Here is a 22,287-nt window from a genome sequence, read left to right as displayed (position 1 = left end):
TTGTTTTGACCTCAGCCTGTTAAAAATCGATTCATCTTATATTTATTCCTAATGTAAAAAAGAAAAGCCGTCTTTCCTCTCCTTATTCTACCATGGACAATGCAGAAAAGGAAAATGACGGCTATGTATTCCTACGTATTCAATTTCTCTTGGTAAGCGTTATTCAATATATCCTTGAAGCAATCGAGCATAAGGTGAGTCTGACGGTAAAATAATCACCGTTTGATCATCGATCGTTTTCTTATAAGATTCTAAAGTCCGATAAAGATTATAAAACTCCGGATCCTTCGAGAAAGCATCATTATAAATTCGCGCTGCTTCACCTTCACCTTGAGCTCGAATCTCTTGAGCATCGGCTTCAGCTTTTGAAATCATTTCCGTTACTTGTTTATCCGTTTCAGCCATAATCGCATTTTTCCGAGCGTCCCCTTGGGATAAATAATCTTGTGCAGTTGATTCCCGCTCACTAATCATCCGTGTATATACTGACTGTTCGTTCTCTTCTGGTAAATCTGTTCGCTTAATCCGAACATCAATAACTTCGATTCCATATTTACTTTCTTTCAATGATTCATTTACTGCCTCTGTAACACGATCGTTTAAACTTGCACGGGAAGAAACTTCACCGTCGTTAATAATTTCTCCATATTCGAGTCGTCCAAACATTTCCCGTACCTCAGAATAAATAAATTCTGACATACGTGCCTCTGCACTTTCAACCGTTCTGGCATTCATGATCAAATCTTCAGGTTTAACAATTTTCCAAACGGCATAGTTATCAATAATAATTCGTTTCTTATCTCTCGTCGTAATTTCAGATTCATCAACATTTAACGTCATTTGGTATTTTGGTAATGTTGTTACTGATTGGATAAATGGAACTTTAAAATGAATACCGGGTTCATCAATCACTCGTGTAATCTCACCAAATTGACGGACAATTTTATATTCGCCTTCTTTAACAATAAACATATTCGTTAAAATAATCACCAAAAGGGCAATGATGAGGATGAAGAAAATTCCCATTTTAATCCATTTCCGAAATGGAAAATCTTTGCGTACTTTTTCCATATCAATAATATTATCGTTACTCATTATTTTCACTTCCTTCCTCATTTTCTTGTTCGGAAGTATTCGCATTCGGCTGTTGGGTATTTTGAATTGGATTAAGCGGTAAGTAGGTTAATGTTCCACTGTCATCGTTCATAATATAAATTTGCGCATCAGGAAGTACTCTTTCAAGGGTTTCAATCACTAAACGGTCACGTGTAACTTGTGGACTCTTCTTATATTCTGATAATAAGCTATTAAATACGGCTACATTACCACGGGCTTCTTCAATACGAGCAGCCTTTTCCCCTTCAGCTCTAGAAATAATGGCTTCGACTTCCCCTTCTGCTTCATTGATCTTTTGATTTTTATATTTTTCAGCCTCGTTTAATTTTGTTTGCATCGTTTCCCTAGCATCGGTTACTTTTGTAAATGCCTTTTGAACTTCATCATTTGGAAGCTCAACATCTTGTAATTTTACAGCTTGGATTGAAACACCGATATCATAGTCTTCCACTAATCGGGTTAACAACTCCCAAACTTCCGCTTCGATTTCTGCTTTACCATCGGTTAAAGCATCATCGATTTGAGAACTTCCAATAATACTCCGAAGAGATGCACTTGTTGCATCATAAAGAATTTCTCTTGGTTTTTCGGCATTAAATAAGTATTTCACCGGATCTGCAATTTTATATTGAACAACTAAATCTGCATAAACGATATTTTCATCCCCGGTGATCATTTTGGCATCTGCTTCGTTGGCTTCATCACCAAATCCAAATTGTAAACTATATGTTTCCTTTGATACTTTTTCAACCGATTGAATTGGCCACGGTAGCTTAAATTTCAAACCAGGTTCAGTGACGGTTTCCTCAGCTTTTCCAAAGGTTAGGATAACTGCTTGATCCGATTCATCGACCGTATACCAAGATGTAAACGCGATTAAACCTAATAAAATGATCCCAATAATGATTCCTGTAGTGACATAAATTTGTCTTAAACTCGCCATAAAACCACCCTTTCTTTTCAAACTCACTGCTAATATATACGGAATAAAATTAAAATAGTTTCATTTATTTCTATAAAATTTCTAAACTTCTTCTCATATGTCAAAATTAATACATTTTCGTATCAATTTTATATTTTTATATATTATAAAATAAAAATTCAAACATTTAAAACTTATTAGATTAAATATAAAAGCGATTAACAATGTTGTAAAAACAAAGAAAAGACGAAGTGGGGTCACTTCGCCTTTCGACATCCAGTTCTTGGATGATGGGGTTTTCATCATTATGATATCAACCCCTTGTAAACCCAATATAAAGTCGTTGTAAAAATATGTAAATGATTTGTGAACGTTTGCCTAATGAGGAAATTTCTTCTTTAGCTTCACGGTAAAGGTAGAGCCTTTTCCTAATTCACTCTTTACATCCAATTCGCCCTTATGAGCCTCAACTAAATGTTTCACGATAGCAAGCCCTAGTCCTGTACCACCGGAATATCGGCTTCTAGCTTTATCAACCCGATAAAACCGTTCAAATATACGAGGAATTTCATCTTGCTCTATCCCGATCCCTGTATCTTTTACCGATATTTCAACGTGGTCTTTGACATCTTTAATATAAACATCTACTCGACCCTTTGATGGTGTATAAGCTAATGCATTTGCCATTAAATTGATAAAGATTTGTTGTAATCGTGGCTTGTCACCTTCAATTGTTACGTCTTCCCCATGAATTTCCAAATGAATTTGTTTATCCTCTGCTTGTTGATCAAGTGATTCTTTCAGTTCTTTTAACATTGTTAAACACTTAACTTTCCCTATATTTAATTTGAACCCATCTTGTTCAATACGAGATAACTCAAGAAGATCGTGCGTCAATGATTGTAGTCGGTCGCTTTCTTTTAAAATAATTTGTAAAAATGATTTCAAGGCATTTTGATCATACATCGCACCGTCTAAAAGCGTTTCAGAAAAGCCCTTTATCGATGTAATAGGGGTTTTCAATTCATGGGAAACATTCGCCACAAAATCTTTACGAATCTGCTCTAACTTTTTTATATCTGTAATATCATGAAAAACAAGGACAATTCCTTTCCATTCATTATTAAAACTTATGATTGGAGCACCATAAACTTCAAAATGTTTTCGCTGTATATTAATCGGAATAATAACTTGTTTACGAATTTTTTGCTCAGTAAGGAAAACTTCTTCAATGATTTGTTTAATTTCCTTATGTTCAATGACATCTAAATAGTTCTTTCCAATAAGATCTTCATGCTGAATTCGAAAAACGTTGTTGTAAATTTGATTGCTCAGTTTTACATAACCTTTATCATCGATTAAGATGAGGGGGATTCCCATATTTTCAATGACGGTTGTTAATCGATCATTATGCATTTCTTGTTCTTTTGTGATTCGTTGTAAATTTCTTGCTAAAATATTGATCGATGTATTTAGCATGCTAAAATCACTATTATAATCTTCATAGGTTCTCGCTTGATAATTTCCTTTTGCAAGTTCAATTGCGGTTTTAACAGCAGATTCCACAGGTCTAGTAAAACTTGAAATAATACGGGAACTAATAAACAATATGATAAGAAAAGCTATGGTTAATATAATGAAAAGAATGAACCATAATTGATGATAGGCTTCCTTTAATGAATCATGCGTTGTAGCCAAAATTAATAGACCGTCCGGCTGTTCAACACTCCCAATGATTTCCCAATAATATGTAATGTCAAAACCTCGTCCAATATGCTCAATCCCGTTTTCATCTCTATGTATTTTTTTTACAATTCCAGCAATGACTTCATCATTTTTATAATAAAAATCTTCGTTCAAACCACTATCAAAAATGATATTTCCATCCAAATTCCGGATGGAAATTCTCGAGTCAGTTATATTCTGTAATAATTTAAAATCAGTTTCTTTAAAATTTGAGATGCCACCATTATTTTCAATTTGTTGCGCAATGAGTTGACCTTGTTTTTCGAGTTCTTTATGGTAGGTTTCTAAATATTGATTTTTAAAAAGTTGTCCTAAACAGAACCCTAAACCAATAAAGACAATGACAACCAACAAGAAAAGTGCAAATTGAAATTTAAAGCGCAACTTTTTCATCCTTTTGGCTCCTCAAGTTTGTATCCTAAACCACGAATGGTTTTAATATATTGGGGTTTTTTGGAATTCGCTTCGATTTTCTCACGTAAATGACTAATATGTACATCGACGATTCTTGTATCACCGGCAAAATCATAATTCCAAACGGCATTCAATAATTGATCACGTGTTAAAACTCTCCCTTTGTTTTGTGTTAAATATAATAATAGTTCGAATTCTTTTGGTGTAAATTCTAATAACTCATCATGAAGGTATACTTCATATTGTTCTGGCAAAATCACTAATTCACCAATTTTGATTTTCTTAATATGATCCTCTTCTTGCCCATTTGGATTAACAAAATTTTGTGTTCTTCGTAAGATGGCTTTTACTCTTGCAACAACTTCCCTTGGACTGAAAGGTTTTGTCATATAATCATCAGCACCAAGTTCTAGTCCTAACACTTTATCAATCTCATCGTCTTTTGCCGTCAACATAAGAATTGGTGTAGTAATTTGATCATTTCGAAGTTCTTTACAAACTTCCATCCCGTCCATTTTCGGTAACATTAAATCCAGTACAATAAAATCTGGGTTTTCATTCTTCGCCTTTTGTAATCCTGTTTCTCCATCATATGCTGTGATCACTTCATATCCCGCTTGACTTAAATTGTACTCAAGTAATGTTACAATTGATTCTTCATCATCGACAACTAAAACTTTTTTACTCATTCGACAGGTTCCTCCATTAATTTTAATAACCCCAATCATCCAACTCAATTTTATTATATCAACCTTACCATTTAAACAAAAGGAGTCTTAAGTATTACATTAAAGCGATCAAGTGAAGTTTTCGTATCTATACTATAAGGAAAAGGATGTATCCCATTTCTATTAAACAGTAAGGTGAGCAACACTTTGATTACGGACTATTGGTCTAAAATAGCCAGTACCTTTTTAACAGAATCTGCAGATTTTTTTAGTGCTGCTTTCTCATCATTTGTTAACTCTAATTCAATGATTTTTTCAATACCATTCGCTCCAAGAATGGTTGGGACACCCAAATAAAGATCTTGAAATCCATATTCCCCTTCTAGATAAGCAATTGCCGGTAAAATTCGACGTTGATCTTTTACAATTGCTTCAACCATTTCAACTAGTGAAGCTGCTGGTGCATAATATGCACTGCCATTTCCTAATAAACCAACAATTTCGCCTCCACCTGTTCGAGTTCTGGACACAATCGCTTCCAATCGTTCTTTAGAGATTAGTTTTTCTAAAGGAATACCGCCAGCATAGGAGTAACGAACAAGAGGAACCATATCATCACCATGACCACCTAATACAAACCCGGTAACATCTTTAACTGAAATATTTAATTCTTCTGCCACAAAGGCTCGGAATCGAGCAGTATCTAAAACTCCGGATTGACCAATCACTCTGTTTTTTGGAAATCCGGACTCTTTATAAGCGGTATAAGCCATCGCATCAACAGGATTGGTTAACACTAGAAGAATGGAATTTGGGGAATACTTGACAACTTCTTTTGTCACTTTTTTTATAATTTTTTCGTTCGTTTGAACTAAATCATCGCGACTCATGCCTGGTTTACGGGCTATACCAGCTGTAATAATGACAATATCCGAATTTGCAGTCTCTTCATATTTGGAGGTTCCATGTATTTTTGCATCAAATTGAAGGACTGGAGAGGCTTCATACATGTCAAGGGCTTTTCCTTTTGTCGGATTTTCCATTTGGGGAATATCAACGAGAACGACATCGCCTAATTCTTTTTGAGCAATTAAAAATGCTGTAGTTGCTCCAGTAAATCCAGCACCTATTACAGAAATTTTCTTACGTTTCAACGTCATTGTTTTGCCTCCTTACAGGATTATAAATACACAATGAGCTGTTCCTAGCAAACTTGATGCATATTCGGAACAGCTCATTGTAAAAACCTTATTAAATTCTATTTTTTAATTTTGAGTTTCAGAAAAGAATTATAGATTTCGAATTAATTCATCAGCAAATTCGGAACATTTAACTTCAGTTGCACCTTCCATTAAACGTGCGAAGTCATAAGTAACGACTTTGGAAGAAATCGTTTTTTCCACGGAACCGATAATTAAATCAGCTGCTTCTTTCCAACCTAGATGTTCTAACATTAATACACCAGAAAGTAGAACAGAAGATGGGTTCACTTTATCTAAACCTGCATACTTCGGAGCAGTACCGTGTGTTGCTTCAAAGATTGCATGACCAGTTTCATAGTTAATGTTTGCTCCTGGAGCAATACCAATTCCACCAACTTGTGCAGCTAGTGCGTCAGAGATATAGTCACCATTTAAGTTCATCGTAGCGACAACATCAAATTCACGTGGTCGAGTTAAGATTTGTTGTAAGAAGATGTCAGCAATAGCATCTTTGATAATGATTTTTCCTGCTGCTTCAGCTTCAGCTTGCGCTTTGTTTGCTGCTTCTACACCTTCTTTTTCTTTAATACGATCATATTCATCCCAAGTAAATACTTTATCGCCGAATTCTCTTTCAGCTAATTCATAACCCCAGTTTTTGAAGGCACCTTCAGTAAATTTCATAATGTTACCTTTATGTACAAGTGTAACTGATTTTCTACCTTCTTTAATTGCATAGTTAATAGCAGCACGTACTAAACGTTCTGTACCTTCTTTCGAAACCGGTTTAATACCGATACCTGAAGTTTCAGGGAAGCGGATTTTCTTCACACCCATTTCATTTTGTAAGAAATCTAGTACTTTTTTCACTTCAGGTGTGCCTTCTTTGTATTCAACACCAGCATAAATATCTTCTGTATTTTCACGGAAAATAACCATGTCTACATCTTGTGGTCGTTTTACTGGTGAAGGAACACCTTCAAACCAACGAACTGGACGTAAACATACGAATAAATCAAGTTCTTGGCGAAGAGCAACGTTTAAAGAACGAATTCCTCCCCCAATTGGAGTAGTAAGAGGTCCTTTAATGGCAATAATATTTTCACGAATGGTATCTAATGTTTCTTGAGGCAACCATTCACCTGTTTTATTGAATGCTTTTTCTCCAGCATAAACTTCTTTCCAAACAATTTTTCTTTCGCCGTTATAAGCTTTTTCAACAGCGGCATCAAGAACGCGAGATGCTGCAGCCCAAATATCTGGTCCTGTACCGTCACCTTCGATAAAAGGAATAATTGGATTGTTTGGGACATTTAATACCCCATTTGTTACTGTGATTTTTTCTCCTTGTGTCATGTATCTTTCCCTCCATCATCGTGATCAAAGGTTAGGAAACTAGTAACTCTCCTAACCTTCTATTCTATAGTAAATTCTCAATCTATGAGAATATACAAACGTAATTGTGATTATCTTTCCTCTAATGGAACATATGGACGTTTACCTGGTCCAACGTATTCTGCACGTGGACGGATAATGCGGTTATTTTCATATTGTTCCATAATATGTGCTAGCCAACCTGATGTACGACTTACAGCAAAAATCAATGTGAATAAGTCATGTTCAATTCCAAGACTATGGTATACAGAAGCTGAGTAAAAGTCAACATTGGCTGGTAATGGTTTTTTGCTTGTGACGAGCTCTTCTATTTTAACAGACATTTCATACCATTTTGGCTCGCCTGTTAATTTCGTCAATTTTTCAGACATTACTTTTAAGTGTTTGGCACGTGGATCCCCTTGACGATACACACGGTGACCGAAGCCCATAATTTTTTCTTTGTTAGCAAATTTTTCATTAATGTAGGATTCCACATGATCAATATCGCCGATTTCTGTTAACATTTTCATAACTTGTTCGTTTGCACCACCATGTAAAGGTCCTTTTAAAGCACCGATGGCCGATGCAATACCAGAATAGATATCAGATAAAGTAGCTACACATACACGTGCAGTAAAAGTAGATGCATTAAGTTCATGATCAGCATGAAGAACTAATGCTTTGTCAAACGCTTCCACAGCGATTTCATCTGGCTCTTCCCCTTTTAACATATACAGGAAGTTCGCTGCAAAACCTAAATCTTTGCGTGGTGCAACTGGTTCTAAGCCTTGTCTAATTCTAGCAAATGCAGTTACTACAGTAGGGATTTTAGCTTGAATGCGGATGGCTTTACGATAGTTCGCTTCAGATGTTTGTTCATCTGCTTCTTCATCGTATAAACCTAATACAGATATCGCACTGCGTAAGATGGCCATTGGATGGACATTTTTTGGATACGCTTTTAATTGTTCTATGACTTCATTTGGAATTTCTGCATTATTCGCCAATTGAATCTTAAAATCTTCTAATTCTACTTTATTAGGTAAACGACGATGCCATAATAAATAAACAACTTCTTCAAAAGATGCATTCTCAGCTAAATCATCAATATCATATCCAACATAAGTTAATTTGTCATCAATAATGGAACTGATTGTTGAATTCGCAGCAATTACCCCTTCTAAACCTTTTGTTGCTGTCATGAAACATTCCCCTTTCATTAAATTACTTATTTTAATAATTTAATCGTAATCCCCCTTGATTCGTAATGAATGGATAATGATAAGTATGTATCCATTTTTTTCCTCTTCAATGAACAACTATTCATTCAAGACGGAAAAATAAAATAGACGGTCATAATAAATTTTAGTATAAAATCATTGATTTTAAAAGTGAAAATGCTTACAAGAAACTTTTTTCAAAGAAGAAGAAATAGTCATTTTATTTATTTCTTTGAAACTATTATAACTAAAAAATCTCGATTTGTGAATGGAAAGTGACGAAAATGTGAATATTATATTATTTTTTCAAAAAAATTTTAATTCGATATGTTTTTAATATGTTTCGATTAAGTTCTTTTTTTCTGCCTGACGACTGATTTTTTCTATTTTAATCATTTTTGTGCGTTTGGTCACACTTTTTACAATCCACCCATTTTTTTAAAATTTGTTGAAATTGGTCTATTTTTTTCGAAAAAATTTTCAGCATAAAAATGGTCATTCAGTTTTATCTTGAGATTTGGACAATAAAATAGTAGTATCAGAACGTTTTAGGAGGAAATTTTTTGAATACGATCCATTTTTATCGCTTTATGAGATTTTCCTTTATCATTGGTATTATCATTCTTATCATTTTCGGAAGTTTTTACTTGTCCTCCTTGCTTTATCCATTTTTGCTGGCCTGGATCATTGCTTTTTTTATGAATCCGATCGTTAATTTTTTGCAAGTTTATGCAAGACTCCCAAGGGTAATCGCTGTTTTAATCGTTCTTATATTAATGTTTGGGTTACTTGCTAGTTTACTAACTTTGCTCATTGCACAATTGATCTCAGGTGCCAATTATTTTGCTGAAACATTACCAGATTATATTTACCAAATGGTTGGATTTATAGAAAATTGGATAACGAAAACTGTAATCCCTTTTTTTCAAGAAATCGGTAGTTTTTTAAACCATCTTCCTGATGATCAACAAGAAACAATTACGACAAAAATTAATGAACTAGGAACGAATATTGCTGGAACAATTGCAGGACTTTTACAAACGCTCCTCACAAAAATCCCGACGATTCTTTCTTGGTTTCCGAATGCAGCAACCGTTTTCTTTTTTACGATTGCAGGAACTTTTTTTATTAGTAAAGATTGGTACAAGCTGAAAAGAATGGTAGGAAAATATTTGCCGATGCCTTTTAAACAGAGCGGTATGAAAGTGTACTTAGAATTACGGAAAGCTTTGTTTGGTTTTTTTCGAGCTCAACTAATCTTGATTACCATTTCTGGCATTATTGTATTTGTTGGTTTGATAATTTTACGTGTCGAATATGCATTAGCCTTAGCGTTTATTATTGGATTAATCGATCTGTTACCATATCTAGGGACAGGCATTGTGTTTATTCCGTGGATCAGTTATCAATTGATCATTGAAAATTATTATTTAGGGATTGGATTAGCCGTCCTATATATCGTTATTATTGTCCAGCGGCAATTAATGGAACCGAAAATTGTTTCAACCAATATCGGTATCAGTCCGTTAGCTTCTTTAGTCTCCATCTTTGTCGGCATACAGATATTTGGCATTGCTGGGCTATTTATCGGACCGTTTATAGCTGTCATCATAAGTACACTTTATAAAACCGAGGTACTAAAAAACATTTGGTTATTTATTAAGGGATAATGTGGGGAATGTGGGGAATAAAAAAACAGGCTACTTTTTGTAGCCTGTATCCATTAACGAATAATAAAAGTGGTTGTCCGTTTCGCACGGTTTTTAAGCCACTTTATCAAAAAGGGTTTTACTAAAGCTCTTGTTGGCGGCAATAAGAAGATGAATCCCATAATGTCTGAAATAAATCCAGGAAGAATAAGCAGAATTCCACCCATCATAACGCAAAAGCCATCGAGCAATACTTCACCAGGTGGATGACCGTTTTGTAATGCAGCCCTCATTTTCTGCATAATTTCAAATCCTTGTTTACGAGCAAAAAATACGCCTAAAATCCCGGTTAACATAATGAGAAGGACCGTGTTCCATACACCTAATCTAAAACCTGACCAGAGAAGAACACCAATTTCCAATGCAGGAAAAATGATCATGATTGGGATCAACAATTTCATATATATCACCGCCAAAAGAAAAACAATTAAAGATCTCTGTTCTTTTTAATTATAAAACACGATTACGACCTTCGTAAATTAGACCAGTACTTGCGTCCACAGTTACGACTTGTCCCTCACTAAATATTTCAAAAGCATCTTTCACGCCTACAACAACCGGTAGTCCAAGATTTAAACCAACTACAGCTGCGTGACTAGTTAAGCCACCTTCAATGGTAATGATTGCACTACATTTTTCAATAGCTGGGACCATATCACGATCAGTCATATAAGTAACTAGGATTGAACCTTCCGTCACTTTTTCTAATGCTTCTTGACTATTTTTAGCAATTACAATTTTTCCAACTGCATGTTTTCTACCGATACCTTGACCTTTTACTAAAGAATTTCCTACAGAATGTACTTTCATAATATTTGTTGTACCTGCTTTACCAACAGGAACTCCGGCTGTAATCACAACCGTATCACCATGTTTTACAATGCCACTTTGTAGTGCTTGATTAACGGAAATATCTAACATTTCATCCGTCGAACTAGCGTCTTGTCCTATTTGTGGATAAACGCCCCAAACTAATGATAATTGATTTCTAACTTTTTCATGGTTTGTAACGGCAACAATCGGTGCTTTTGGACGATATTTTGATACCATACGAGCAGTACTTCCACTTTCCGTCGGTGTAATCACGGCATTAATATCTAAATTGATGACCGTGTGCGCGACAGATTGGCAAATGGAATCAGTAATATTATGATCAATTTCTTTACTACGTTGAGTTAAGATTTCTTTATGATCTAATGCACTTTCAGCTTTTAATGCAATGCTATGCATTGTTTGTACTGCTTCAACTGGGTAAGCACCTGCAGCTGTTTCTCCTGAAAGCATAATCGCATCCGTACCATCAAATATCGCGTTTGCTACGTCACTTGCCTCCGCTCTTGTTGGGCGAGGATTTCTTTGCATCGAATCTAGCATTTGTGTAGCAGTGATAACCGGTTTTGCAAATTTATTACATTTTTTAATAAGCATTTTTTGAACTAACGGAACTTCTTCGGCAGGAATTTCAACCCCTAAGTCACCACGAGCAACCATTAAACCGTCGCTGACTTCTAGAATTTCGTCGATATTATCGACACCTTCTTGGTTTTCAATTTTAGGGATAATGTGAATATCTGTTGCATTATGTCTTTCTAGGAGCTCACGAATATCTAAAACATCACTTGGACGGCGAACAAAGGATGCTGCAATAAAATCAATGCCTTGACTAATTCCAAAAATAATATCTTCGGCATCTTTTTGTGTAATACCTGGTAAATTAACGGATACGCCTGGAACGTTTACACCTTTTTTATTTTTTAACGTACCGTTATTTAATACTTTTGTAACAATCTCACCTTTATCTTTATGTATATCCGTAACTTCAAGACCAATTAGTCCATCATCTAATAGGATTCTTGAACCGATATGAACATCATCAATTAAGCCGCTATAAGTAACAGAAATTCTTTCAGGTGTTCCAAGTACTTCTTCCATAGAGATCGTAACTGATGTACCTTCTCTTAATTCAATGGCCCCATTTTCCATATTGTGTGTACGAATTTCTGGACCCTTTGTATCTAGTAAAAGCGCAACATGTTTACCTGTAATTTTTTCAGCTTCCCGGATATTTTGAATGCGTTGTTTATGTTCTTCATGGTCACCGTGTGAAAAGTTTAGACGGCAAACGTTCATTCCAGCTTCTATTAACTGAACTAATTTTTCTACACTTTCACTTGCTGGTCCGATGGTACATACAATTTTCGTTCTTCTCATATAAAAAATCCTCCTGCTAATTTAAATTGATAATTCTTTTGATAATTGAATAATACCCCGATCAATATAATGAGGTTGATCAATAATATCTGAAAAGGCATTGTCCACAATTTTATTTTCTACAATACCAACCGCTCTACCAGCTTTACCTTCCAATAAAAGTTCAACTGCGCGAGCTCCTAATCGACTGGCTAATACCCTATCACTGGCAGTTGGTGTACCGCCCCGTTGAATATGACCAAGAACAGATACACGTACATCTGAATCAATTTTCTCACGTAATTTTTCGGCTAATTCTACACCACTCATGACACCTTCTGCAACTACAATAATACTATGTTTCTTGCCTCTTAATTTCCCACGATTTAAACGTTCCATAATGTCATCAATACTTTCATCTTCCTCAGGAATTAAGATTGTTTCTGCACCACCAGCTAAACCGGAATAAAGTGCAATATCACCAGCGTCTCTTCCCATAACTTCAACAATGAAGGTTCTTTCGTGGGATGAAGCAGTATCACGTATTTTATCAATAGCATTGATTGCCGTGTTTAATGCTGTATCAAAACCAATCGTGATCTCTGTTCCAACAATATCGTTATCAATTGTCCCTGGTACCCCTATACACGGAAATCCTAATTTTGTCAAAGCATTTGCACCACGGTAAGAACCATCACCACCGATGACGATGAGGCCCTCAATCCCGAATTTATTCAACTGTTCTAATGCCTTTTTCTGTACTTCCACTTGAGCAAATTCAGGTAATCTTGCTGAACGAAGGATCGTACCGCCTCGTTGAATAATATCACCAACTGAGCCTAACTCTAATTTCGTAATATTTCCATTAACTAATCCATGATAGCCGTTATATACACCATAAACTTCCAAGCCATGGTAAATCCCCTTTCGAACAACAGCCCGAATCGCTGCGTTCATACCAGGTGAATCGCCGCCGCTTGTTAATACAGCAATTTTTTTCATCTTATCACCCCATTCGTAAAAAGTCTGAAAAATTTTTAAAACAAAACTTTGTTAAATCATTAACTTGACCCATAAATAACATACCATTATAAATATATGAAGACAATAAATTATATGACAGATTTATGAATGAAAAGGCATTCATAGAAAATGTTGAAATTCTTTAAAAAGTAAAATATTAAACTGATTTGATCTCTCCCCCCTTAATTTGGTAGAAATTTATATTTTCTATTCTCATAATCAAAATTTATAAATCTAATTCATCTTAATTCAGAAAAAAAGAACGCATCAAAAAGATACGTTCACAAAATCCTGCTCCATTTACAAACTTTATTTTATTTCAGTCGGTTCTTTTTCAAAGAAGACACCAATTTTCGCATATTTATCATAACGTTGCTCAATTAGTTCCTCTTGTGACAAATGGGATAATTCGATTAAAGCTTTTTCTAAAACAGAATCGATGATTTTCGATTGTTCTTCTACATTATGATGAGCGCCGCCTCTAACTTCCGGAATAATTCCTTCAATAATGCCCATTTCACGTAAATCGGTTGCGGTTATTTTCATTGATTCTGCTGCCCGCTTTGCTTGGGTCGCATCTTTCCATAAAATTGAGGCCGCTCCTTCAGGAGAGATTACCGAGTAAATGGAGTTTTCTAGCATATATACTCGATTTCCAACTCCAATACCTAAGGCGCCTCCACTTCCGCCTTCTCCGATGACAATACAAATAATCGGAACAGTAAAACCACCCATTTCAAATAGGTTTCTGGCAATCGCTTCACTCTGTCCTCGTTCTTCTGCTGCTTTTCCAGGATAAGCCCCTTTCGTATCGATAAAGCAAATAATTGGACGATTAAACTTATCCGCCTGTTTCATTAAACGTAATGCTTTACGATATCCTTCTGGATGTGGCATACCAAAATTCCGTCTAATGTTTTCTTTTGTGTCTTTTCCTCTTTGATGACCGATTACCGTAACAGGTCTACCTTTATATTTCGCAATTCCTCCAACGATAGCCTCATCATCACCGAAAACACGATCACCATGTAGTTCAAAAAAATCTTCAAATAAATAATCAATATAATCCAACGTTGTCGGTCGATTTGGATGACGTGCAATTTGTACACGATCCCATGGTTGTAAATTAAAATATATCTCTTCTTCTAAATTTTGAAGTCGTCTTTCCAATTTCTCAATTTCGGAAGATAAATCTACATCTGCTTTTTTCGTTATTTCTTTTAATTCATGAATTTTCTTCCGTAAATCAATGATTGGTTTTTCAAATTCTAACTCTTGTACCATTATTCCTCACCTCCATAGGAGTGAAGTTCCACAATGAGCGAAAGTTTCTCCTTCATGTCCTTACGATGGATGATTGCATCAAGTTGTCCATGTTGTAATTGAAATTCTGCCGTTTGGAAGTCATCTGGCAATTTTTCGCGTATAGTCTGTTCAATAATTCTTCTACCTGAAAAACCAATTAACGCACCGGGTTCAGCAAAGTTATAATCACCTAATGAAGCAAAACTTGCGGAAACTCCTCCTGTTGTCGGATGAGTCATGACCGTAATAATAAGTCCACCATGATCACTAAAACGTTTTAAAGCGACACTTGTTTTTGCCATTTGCATTAAACTAAGTACGCCTTCTTGCATTCTTGCTCCACCTGAGGCTGTAAAAATGATAAATGGGACCTTTAACTCATCTGCCTTTTCGATCGCACGTTTAATTTTTTCACCAACGACCGAACCCATACTTCCCATACGGAAATTAGAATCCATGACTGCAATCACAACTAATCGGTTGTCAATCGTTCCCGTCCCTGTTACGATCGCTTCATTCACTCCGGATTTCACTTTATCTTTTTCAAGCTTTTCCTTATAGCCTGGAAAGGATAAAGGATTTTCAGATTCTAGTTGGGCATCAAGCTCAACAAAAGAACCTTCATCAAGGACAAGATTTAAACGGTCAATTGCACCGATTGGGAAGTGATAATCACAATGTGAGCAAACCATAAAATGCTGTTCTAACTCTTTTGTGAACATTGCCTTTTTACATTCAGGACACTTTGTCATAATACCAACTGGTACATCACTTTTGGAGGGTGTTACAGGTATCGTTGCATATTTTTTCTTGTTTTTTGAAAATATATCTTTAAGCAAGGTTCTACCCCCTTGAATTCATAGCTTGTCTTAATTTTACGGTTACAAAATATAAGTATGCCATCTGTTTTGCTTTATTCCTCAGCTTGTTTTGTTTGTTGATCAAAAAAGTTCATATAGATTGAGATTGCTTGTTTAGTATCTACATGATGAATGGCGTTTAATAATTTCTTACATTGTTCAATTGAAATAGAATCGTTTTCCCTCTTAAAAGTGTTTTCGAAATTCAATAATGTTTGCCATATTTTTTCAAGCAAAACATTCCCTGTCGCTTCAATCAGTTTATTTACAAAACGAGTTCTACTCATTTCCTTACCCTTTATCCAATCTGCATCATCTATTTGTATTTTCTTCGTAATTAATTGAATAATGGCAGCGACTTCAAGCAATTTTCTTGTTTCAATTACATCGTTATCTGCATGTTCCCTCTGCAAAACAAACCAACCTAATAACTCTACTAGTTGGTGTTTATGAAAGTGACCGACATATGTCCCTTCGCCTCTTCTTGTTTCAATTAAACCTAACAATTCCATTGCCCGTAACGCTTCACGTACACTTGATCTCCCGACATTTAATGTATCTGCTAATTCGCGTTCTGATGGTAGCTTATCACCGGGCAATAAATTTTTTTCATGAATAATTCCTTTTATTCTTTCTAATATATTTAAATAAACCTTTGACTGACTTTGTTGATTCTCCATCATATCACTCACTATTATTTAATCGTAGCTAACTGTCTAGTTTTCTCATATACTTCACGGGGATCCACTTCTTTTTGAGCGACACCCGTTTCAATTGCAGCTTTTGCAACCGCTTCTGCTACTGCTGGAGCAACATTTGGATCAAATGGTTTTGGTAAAATATAATCTTTGGAAAGTTCATGATCTTGTATTAACCCAGCAATGGCATATACAGCCGCTAATTTCATATCTTCATTGATTTGTGTTGCACGGACATCTAAAGCTCCTCTGAAAATTCCCGGGAATGCCAATACATTATTCACCTGATTCGGATAATCTGATCGACCAGTACCAATGACAGCTGCACCGGCTTCAATCGCTTCTTCAGGCATAATTTCCGGATCAGGATTCGCCATCGCAAATATAATTGGATTTCGATTCATTGTTTGTATCATTTCTTTCGTTAAAACACCTTTTACAGATACACCAATGAAAACGTCAGCACCTTTAATAACTTCAGAGAGGCTACCTGTTTTTCTCTCTCTATTCGTAAACTTAGCGACTTCGTCTTTTTGTGGATTCATTCGATACGGACGGCCTTCATAAATAGCCCCTTTTGTATCACACATGATCATATTTTTTATGCCATAATGGTGCATTAATTTAATAATCGCAATTCCGGCGGCACCTGCCCCGTTTACAACGACCTTTAGATCTTGCTTGTTTTTTCCTGTTAATTTCAATGCATTGATCAAACCGGCTAACGTTACAATGGCAGTCCCATGTTGATCATCATGGAAAACAGGTATATCCATTTCTGCTTTTAACCGCTCCTCAATTTCAAAACATTGTGGAGCAGCTATATCTTCCAGATTGATACCCCCAAAGTTGGCTGCTAATATTTTTACAGTTTCAATTACTTTATCAACATTCGTAGTATTTAAGCAAAGTGGTATGCTGTCAACTCCGGCAAAGCTTTTAAAAAGGATGGCTTTCCCTTCCATTACGGGTAAGGCAGCTTCAGGACCGATATTCCCTAACCCTAAAACAGCTGTTCCATTTGAAACCACTGCTACCGTATTGCCCTTCATTGTGAAATCATAAACTGTTTCAGGTCGATTAAAAATAACTCGACAAGGTTCTGCTACTCCTGGTGAATAAGCTAAACTTAAATCTTTTGCATCTTTTACAGGTACCTTGGAATGAATTTCCAATTTCCCTTGATGCTTTTCGTGTAATTGTAGTGCCTCCATTTTTAAATTCATTTTTCCCACTCCTAAAGGACAATTTTATTTTTAATCTCTTCCTAAGTGGTCTGACCAGAAGTATATTTAAAATAATATATCATAACCAATTTAATTGTAAAGTTTTATTTGACTTTCTTACTGAATGAATAAAAAAAGCAATGTTGCACAGATCTACTTAAGTACAACATTGCTTGTTCCGAACAACGCACGAATTGCCTCGATTACCTTGTTATTCGGATCAATCCACTGATTGGATTGTAACCGGACCGTTTTTTTCGTTTTTTCAAAGTATAAAATCACTGGTGTATTTCCATTATTTTTTTTCAAAATTTGATCGAGCTCAACTAATCTTTCCTGTGCCTGTCTTTCCACAGTAATTTTAATAAACAAGCGGTGATTTCCAGTTCGTTTTTTTAACTCTTCCACATGTTCTGCTTCACGAATAACAAACTGCTTATTTCCCTTTCTTCTCTCCATATAACCAGTTAAAAAGACGGTTTCTCCTTTTTTTAGAAATACCATTGATTTTTTGTATACATCTGGAAAAACAACAGCTGAAATTTCATCGGTTTCATCACTGATTTGGAGAAAAGCCATTGCTTCACCATTTTTCGTCCGTATTCTACGTTCTTCTTGAATATAAGCAGCAATTTTTACAGTCTGTTTTTCTTTCTCTATCTCATCAATAAAAATTGCACCGTGAAGCTGGAATATTTCACGATTAATCGATACAGGATGTTCGGATATAAACATCCCTAGTACTTGTTTTTCATTTTGTAATTTTAAATCGAGCGGCATCGGTTCCACTTCAACATATTTAGGCTGTATTCCTAAACTCTGGAAAAATTGAATATCCATTTGATAATCATCTGGTTTCATCAATTGGGCATGTTCAATGGCGACGTCTAAAGTTGCGAGTAATGTGGCCCGGTCTTTTCCAAATTCATCAAAGCTGCCAGCATAGATAAGATGTTCAATGGTTTTTCGATTCACAACCTTTAATGAAACACGTAGACAAAAGTCAAAAAGATCATGAAATGGCCGTTCTTTTCTCGCAGTCATAATTTCCTTAAGTGCTTGTATGCCAACACCTTTAATGGCGGCAAGACTAAAACGAATACGATTATTCTCGACTTCAAACCGATAACTACTTTTATTTATAGACGGTGGTTTCAGGGTAAAACCTAGATGCCTTAGTTCTCTAGCATAGCTCGTTATTTTATCTTCATTGCCAATGACGGATGTTAAAAGACAAGCCATAAAATGGAGTGGGAAATGAGCCTTTAAATAAGCCAATTGATATGCGAGCATACTATAGGCTACAGCATGCCCCCGTGGAAATCCGTAATCAGCAAATCGAACAATTAAGTCATAAATATTATGGGCAACTTGTTCATCATAGCCTTTCTTTTTTGCACCTTCAACAAAATGATGTCGTTCTTGATCAAGAATATGGCGTTTCTTTTTGGAAACAGCCCTTCTTAAAAGATCCGCTTCCCCCAATGAGAAACCTGCCATTTTTGAAGCAATTTGCATAATTTGTTCTTGGTATACAATCACCCCATAGGTCGGTTGTAAAATCTCTTTTAAATCTGGATGTGGATACACAACCGTTTCCACTCCATGCTTTCTTCGGATGAAAGTTGGGATGTTCGCCATTGGACCTGGTCGATACAGCGCATTAACAGCAACGATATCTTCAAAATTTGTTGGTTTTAACTGGACTAATACATTACGCATCCCATCCGATTCCAATTGGAAAATCCCCGTCGTCTTTCCAGCTTGCAATAGTGCAAAAGTCTTTTCATCATTAATCGGAATGGCTTGTAAGTTTATTCTTCTGTTTTCCTTATAATGAATGCTTTTTAAAATAGCTTCGATCAGGGATAAATTTCGCAAACCTAAAAAGTCCATTTTTAACAAGCCAATTTCTTCTAAGGTGCCCATCGGAAACTGAGTTAATAACACTTCCCCTGAACCTGTTTGTAATGGAATTTGTTCAATTAATGGCGCGTCGCTAATAACAACTCCAGCTGCATGGGTCGATGTATGACGCGGTAATCCTTCAATTTTGCATGCAATTTCAAAAATCGTCTTTATTTTTTCATGCTGTGTTAATTTTTGCAGTTCTTTCGATTCTTTCCGTGCATCCGTCAACGAAATTCCTAGTTTATTTGGTATACTTTTGGACAGTTGGTTTATCTCCTTATTTGTTAAGCCATAGACACGAGCGGCATCTCGAATAGCGGCCTTTGCTGCAAAAGTACCAAAGGTAATAATTTGGGCCACATGATTTTTACCATATTTTTCTGCTACATATTCAATGACTTCATCTCGCCTATGGTCAGGAAAATCAATATCGATATCAGGCATAGAGACACGTTCTGGATTTAGAAAACGTTCGAACAATAAATGAAATTTGATTGGATCTACATCGGTAATATTTAAGCAATAGGCAACGAGGCTTCCAGCTGCCGAACCCCTTCCTGGACCTACGGTAATCCCATTTTCTTTAGCAAATTTTACATAATCCCAAACGATTAAAAAGTAATCACTATAATGCATTTTTTTTATGGTTTCTAATTCATACGTTAACCGTTCTTTATAAACATCTGTCGGTTGTGGAACACGTTCTTCTAACCCTTGCCAACATAACTGAGCCAAGTAATCGTCACTTGATTGATTTTTCAAAGGATATTTCGGCAGTAATTGTTGATGAAAGGGTAGTTCCACATGACATTGTGCGGCAATATCGATCGTGCTCTGTAGAACTGCTTGATGATTTTGAAAAAAAGTTTTCATAGTGTCCGCTGATTTTACATAGTATTCCCGTTCCAATTTATCCTCTTGTAGATCATCAAGCTGTACATTTTCACGAATGGCAATTATAGCTTTCCATGCCGGGTAGTCTTCTGGATTGGCGAACATAGCCTTGTTTGTAGCTACAACCGGGATATTAAAGTTTTGATTAATTTGTAAAATGTTTTCCATTAATCGATGATGTTCTCGAGTAGGAAATGGTTGAATGGAAAGAAAAAAAGAATTTGGTTCAAACAACTGTTGATAATATTTAGCTTTTTCAACTGCTGCCTCAAGTTCCCCATTCAGAATTAATCCTTCTATTTCCCCTTCTATCCCCGGTGATATCGCAAATAACCCTCTATGATAAGCTCGTAACCATTTCAAAGGAATCCCTTGGGGCGATTTCGTTTGAATTGCACTGGATATTTTCATTAAGTTTTGATACCCTTCCCAATTTTTAGCAAGCAAAATAAGTGAGTAAGAAACTTCTTTTTCCTCAGAAACGAGGATATCTGCAGTCAAACCGATAATAGGCTGTATATTTTGAGCAACACAGGCTTTATAAAATGGAACAACCCCATATAAAACATTTCGATCCGTTAAGGCAACGGCACGATAACCTTTTTTCTTTACTTCGCTTACAATAGTTTGAGGTGTCATCGTTCCCGATAATAGGGAATAAGCACTATATGTATGTAGGTGAACAACTGACATCGTTTTCCCCACCGTTCTTTCATTTCTTTTTGTTTAGCATTTGTTTAATTTTAAGCTTTAGTCCTCATATTCGAACCGTATAATTTTTTAATTCGAATCTTTTATCCACATTATAGCACATACGTTCCCTATTGTATGTTAGAATGTTTCACTTTCTATTCATATTTCCGGTCAATGAACAATAAATTAGTGATAAGGACAAGCCGATTTCTTAACCTTATAAAGGGTGTGAACAGTTTATGACAGAAGCTTTTGTTCCGACGTTTATCCATAGTTTTTTTATCGCTTTAGGGGTACTACTCGGAGGTTCATTGATTGGCGGATTAGCGGCTTTTTTAACGGGACAACCTCCATTAACCGAAATATATAGACTGGCAAACAGTTTAAGAATTTGGGCGATTGTTGCTGCGATTGGCGGAACATTCGATGCTGTCTATAGTTTTGAAAGAGGACTGATGGAAGGTGAGACAGACAGTTTGGTTAAGCAAATCTTTCTTATATTGTCTGCCTTTGGAGGTGCTCAAACTGGTGCTTTATTAATTAATTGGTTAACACAGGAGCATATATCATGAGAGTACCATCATTTTATCGTTCAAAAAGCTTCCAACGTATGCTATTTGGCGCTGTAATAGGTGCGATCTTAAGTTGGCTCTTTTTTTTATATGTTTATGGCCAAATGCAAGAAGAACAAGTAACGACAATTCGAAAACAACAAGAACAAATCGCCAATCTAGAAAAAGAAAAGAATATTTGGCAGGAAGATTTTAAAAAATTAAATGAAAAGAATAAAGAATTACTGACCGTTCAAGAATTATCTATCAAAATAACAAACGCTAGTAAATATAAAATTGATCCATTAAGTTTATTTGAAGCCGAGGAAGAAATAAAAAAAGAAGTGGACTCTACTATTTTAGCCAAAAATTTAGATGAATTATTTAAAGATCGAGGACTATTAATTAAACTAATTGAAAATAAACCGATTGAAATCAGCGACCGAAAATACAAACTAAGCGTAAAAAAGTTTATTCTTTATACGACTGTTATTATTGAAGTGGAACTGTCCCTTGCTGATTAAATCTATTGTTTAAAAAAACAATTGGCAAATAATGCCAA

The 22,287-nt window shown here is 35.6% G+C and carries 18 protein-coding genes; 3 read left to right on the top strand and 15 right to left on the bottom strand.

Annotated elements, in window-relative coordinates:
- Window positions 1-159 precede the first annotated feature (159 nt).
- The 7 genes from hflC to citZ form a co-directional block, all read right to left on the bottom strand.
- The gene (hflC, locus tag OEV82_RS08300; RefSeq protein WP_173657653.1) at window positions 160-1,095 is read right to left on the bottom strand and encodes a protease modulator HflC; all 936 of its coding nucleotides are present in this window, start codon (window positions 1,093-1,095) and stop codon (window positions 160-162) included.
- Entirely contained in the window at window positions 1,088-2,059 is a 972-nt protein-coding gene (gene hflK / locus OEV82_RS08295) for an FtsH protease activity modulator HflK (RefSeq protein WP_173657654.1), read from the bottom strand. The genes hflC and hflK overlap by 8 nt, the downstream gene beginning before the upstream one ends.
- A gap of 357 nt (window positions 2,060-2,416) precedes the next feature.
- A complete protein-coding gene (pnpS, locus tag OEV82_RS08290; protein WP_173657655.1) occupies window positions 2,417-4,177 on the bottom strand; it encodes a two-component system histidine kinase PnpS in 1,761 nt (586 codons plus the stop codon).
- Window positions 4,174-4,887, bottom strand: a complete 714-nt coding sequence (locus tag OEV82_RS08285; RefSeq protein ID WP_173657656.1) for a response regulator transcription factor — start codon at window positions 4,885-4,887, stop codon at window positions 4,174-4,176. The genes pnpS and OEV82_RS08285 overlap by 4 nt, the downstream gene beginning before the upstream one ends.
- Before the next feature lie 197 nt (window positions 4,888-5,084).
- On the bottom strand, window positions 5,085-6,026 hold the full coding sequence (mdh, locus tag OEV82_RS08280; RefSeq protein WP_173657657.1) for a malate dehydrogenase: 942 nt from the start codon (window positions 6,024-6,026) through the stop codon (window positions 5,085-5,087).
- Window positions 6,027-6,155: 129 nt separating this feature from the next.
- Window positions 6,156-7,424, bottom strand: a complete 1,269-nt coding sequence (gene icd / locus OEV82_RS08275; RefSeq protein ID WP_173657658.1) for an NADP-dependent isocitrate dehydrogenase — start codon at window positions 7,422-7,424, stop codon at window positions 6,156-6,158.
- A 110-nt stretch (window positions 7,425-7,534) separates the two neighbouring features.
- On the bottom strand, window positions 7,535-8,647 hold the full coding sequence (gene citZ / locus OEV82_RS08270) for a citrate synthase (RefSeq protein WP_173657659.1): 1,113 nt from the start codon (window positions 8,645-8,647) through the stop codon (window positions 7,535-7,537).
- A 581-nt stretch (window positions 8,648-9,228) separates the two neighbouring features.
- Between citZ and ytvI the strand changes: the two genes are divergently transcribed.
- Entirely contained in the window at window positions 9,229-10,335 is a 1,107-nt protein-coding gene (gene ytvI / locus OEV82_RS08265) for a sporulation integral membrane protein YtvI (protein WP_263061574.1), read from the top strand.
- A 53-nt stretch (window positions 10,336-10,388) separates the two neighbouring features.
- Here ytvI and OEV82_RS08260 read toward each other — a convergent pair whose 3' ends face one another.
- The 8 genes from OEV82_RS08260 to dnaE form a co-directional block, all read right to left on the bottom strand.
- Window positions 10,389-10,775 carry an FxsA family protein gene (locus OEV82_RS08260; protein WP_263061573.1) on the bottom strand — a complete coding sequence of 129 codons (387 nt, stop codon included), beginning with the start codon at window positions 10,773-10,775 and terminating at the stop codon, window positions 10,389-10,391.
- Between the two features lie 49 nt (window positions 10,776-10,824).
- Complete coding sequence (gene pyk, locus OEV82_RS08255; protein WP_173657661.1) at window positions 10,825-12,585, bottom strand: pyruvate kinase; 1,761 nt, start codon at window positions 12,583-12,585, stop codon at window positions 10,825-10,827.
- 21 nt (window positions 12,586-12,606) lie between these two features.
- A complete protein-coding gene (pfkA, locus tag OEV82_RS08250) occupies window positions 12,607-13,566 on the bottom strand; it encodes a 6-phosphofructokinase (protein ID WP_173657662.1) in 960 nt (319 codons plus the stop codon).
- 330 nt (window positions 13,567-13,896) lie between these two features.
- Window positions 13,897-14,871: an acetyl-CoA carboxylase carboxyl transferase subunit alpha gene (gene accA / locus OEV82_RS08245; RefSeq protein ID WP_173657663.1), complete on the bottom strand. Its 975-nt coding sequence runs from the start codon at window positions 14,869-14,871 to the stop codon at window positions 13,897-13,899.
- Window positions 14,871-15,731 (bottom strand): acetyl-CoA carboxylase, carboxyltransferase subunit beta, encoded by an 861-nt coding sequence (gene accD / locus OEV82_RS08240; protein ID WP_173657664.1) that lies wholly within the window; start codon window positions 15,729-15,731, stop codon window positions 14,871-14,873. Before accD ends, accA begins: the two co-directional genes overlap by 1 nt.
- 74 nt (window positions 15,732-15,805) lie before the next feature.
- Window positions 15,806-16,432 (bottom strand): FadR/GntR family transcriptional regulator, encoded by a 627-nt coding sequence (locus OEV82_RS08235; protein WP_173657665.1) that lies wholly within the window; start codon window positions 16,430-16,432, stop codon window positions 15,806-15,808.
- A 14-nt stretch (window positions 16,433-16,446) separates the two neighbouring features.
- Entirely contained in the window at window positions 16,447-17,676 is a 1,230-nt protein-coding gene (locus tag OEV82_RS08230; protein WP_263061572.1) for an NAD(P)-dependent malic enzyme, read from the bottom strand.
- Window positions 17,677-17,829: 153 nt separating this feature from the next.
- Complete coding sequence (dnaE, locus tag OEV82_RS08225) at window positions 17,830-21,174, bottom strand: DNA polymerase III subunit alpha (RefSeq protein ID WP_263061571.1); 3,345 nt, start codon at window positions 21,172-21,174, stop codon at window positions 17,830-17,832.
- A 239-nt stretch (window positions 21,175-21,413) separates the two neighbouring features.
- On the opposite strand from dnaE, the gene OEV82_RS08220 reads away from it, so the two are divergent.
- Both OEV82_RS08220 and ytrI read left to right on the top strand, forming a co-directional pair.
- Complete coding sequence (locus OEV82_RS08220; protein WP_173657668.1) at window positions 21,414-21,746, top strand: YtrH family sporulation protein; 333 nt, start codon at window positions 21,414-21,416, stop codon at window positions 21,744-21,746.
- Window positions 21,743-22,249, top strand: coding sequence for a sporulation membrane protein YtrI (gene ytrI / locus OEV82_RS08215; RefSeq protein WP_263061570.1), 507 nt, complete (start codon window positions 21,743-21,745; stop codon window positions 22,247-22,249). Before OEV82_RS08220 ends, ytrI begins: the two co-directional genes overlap by 4 nt.
- Window positions 22,250-22,287 lie beyond the last annotated feature (38 nt).

It is taken from the genome of Pallidibacillus thermolactis, assembly GCF_025660415.1.
Taxonomy (GTDB): domain Bacteria; phylum Bacillota; class Bacilli; order Bacillales; family Caldibacillaceae; genus Pallidibacillus; species Pallidibacillus thermolactis.
The sequence above is the reverse complement of the archived record's forward strand: the minus strand, read 5'-3'. Positions and strand labels throughout refer to the sequence as shown.

What these genes read in the sequence shown, in the direction of transcription:
- hflC (WP_173657653.1), bottom strand. Translation starts at nt 1,095, where the DNA reads ATGAGTAACGATAATATTATTGATATGGAAAAAGTACGCAAAGATTTT.
- hflK (WP_173657654.1), bottom strand. Translation starts at nt 2,059, where the DNA reads ATGGCGAGTTTAAGACAAATTTATGTCACTACAGGAATCATTATTGGG.
- pnpS (WP_173657655.1), bottom strand. Translation starts at nt 4,177, where the DNA reads ATGAAAAAGTTGCGCTTTAAATTTCAATTTGCACTTTTCTTGTTGGTT.
- OEV82_RS08285 (WP_173657656.1), bottom strand. Translation starts at nt 4,887, where the DNA reads ATGAGTAAAAAAGTTTTAGTTGTCGATGATGAAGAATCAATTGTAACA.
- mdh (WP_173657657.1), bottom strand. Translation starts at nt 6,026, where the DNA reads ATGACGTTGAAACGTAAGAAAATTTCTGTAATAGGTGCTGGATTTACT.
- icd (WP_173657658.1), bottom strand. Translation starts at nt 7,424, where the DNA reads ATGACACAAGGAGAAAAAATCACAGTAACAAATGGGGTATTAAATGTC.
- citZ (WP_173657659.1), bottom strand. Translation starts at nt 8,647, where the DNA reads ATGACAGCAACAAAAGGTTTAGAAGGGGTAATTGCTGCGAATTCAACA.
- OEV82_RS08260 (WP_263061573.1), bottom strand. Translation starts at nt 10,775, where the DNA reads ATGAAATTGTTGATCCCAATCATGATCATTTTTCCTGCATTGGAAATT.
- pyk (WP_173657661.1), bottom strand. Translation starts at nt 12,585, where the DNA reads ATGAGAAGAACGAAAATTGTATGTACCATCGGACCAGCAAGTGAAAGT.
- pfkA (WP_173657662.1), bottom strand. Translation starts at nt 13,566, where the DNA reads ATGAAAAAAATTGCTGTATTAACAAGCGGCGGCGATTCACCTGGTATG.
- accA (WP_173657663.1), bottom strand. Translation starts at nt 14,871, where the DNA reads ATGGTACAAGAGTTAGAATTTGAAAAACCAATCATTGATTTACGGAAG.
- OEV82_RS08235 (WP_173657665.1), bottom strand. Translation starts at nt 16,432, where the DNA reads ATGGAGAATCAACAAAGTCAGTCAAAGGTTTATTTAAATATATTAGAA.
- OEV82_RS08230 (WP_263061572.1), bottom strand. Translation starts at nt 17,676, where the DNA reads ATGAATTTAAAAATGGAGGCACTACAATTACACGAAAAGCATCAAGGG.
- dnaE (WP_263061571.1), bottom strand. Translation starts at nt 21,174, where the DNA reads ATGTCAGTTGTTCACCTACATACATATAGTGCTTATTCCCTATTATCG.
- OEV82_RS08220 (WP_173657668.1), top strand. Translation starts at nt 21,414, where the DNA reads ATGACAGAAGCTTTTGTTCCGACGTTTATCCATAGTTTTTTTATCGCT.
- ytrI (WP_263061570.1), top strand. Translation starts at nt 21,743, where the DNA reads ATGAGAGTACCATCATTTTATCGTTCAAAAAGCTTCCAACGTATGCTA.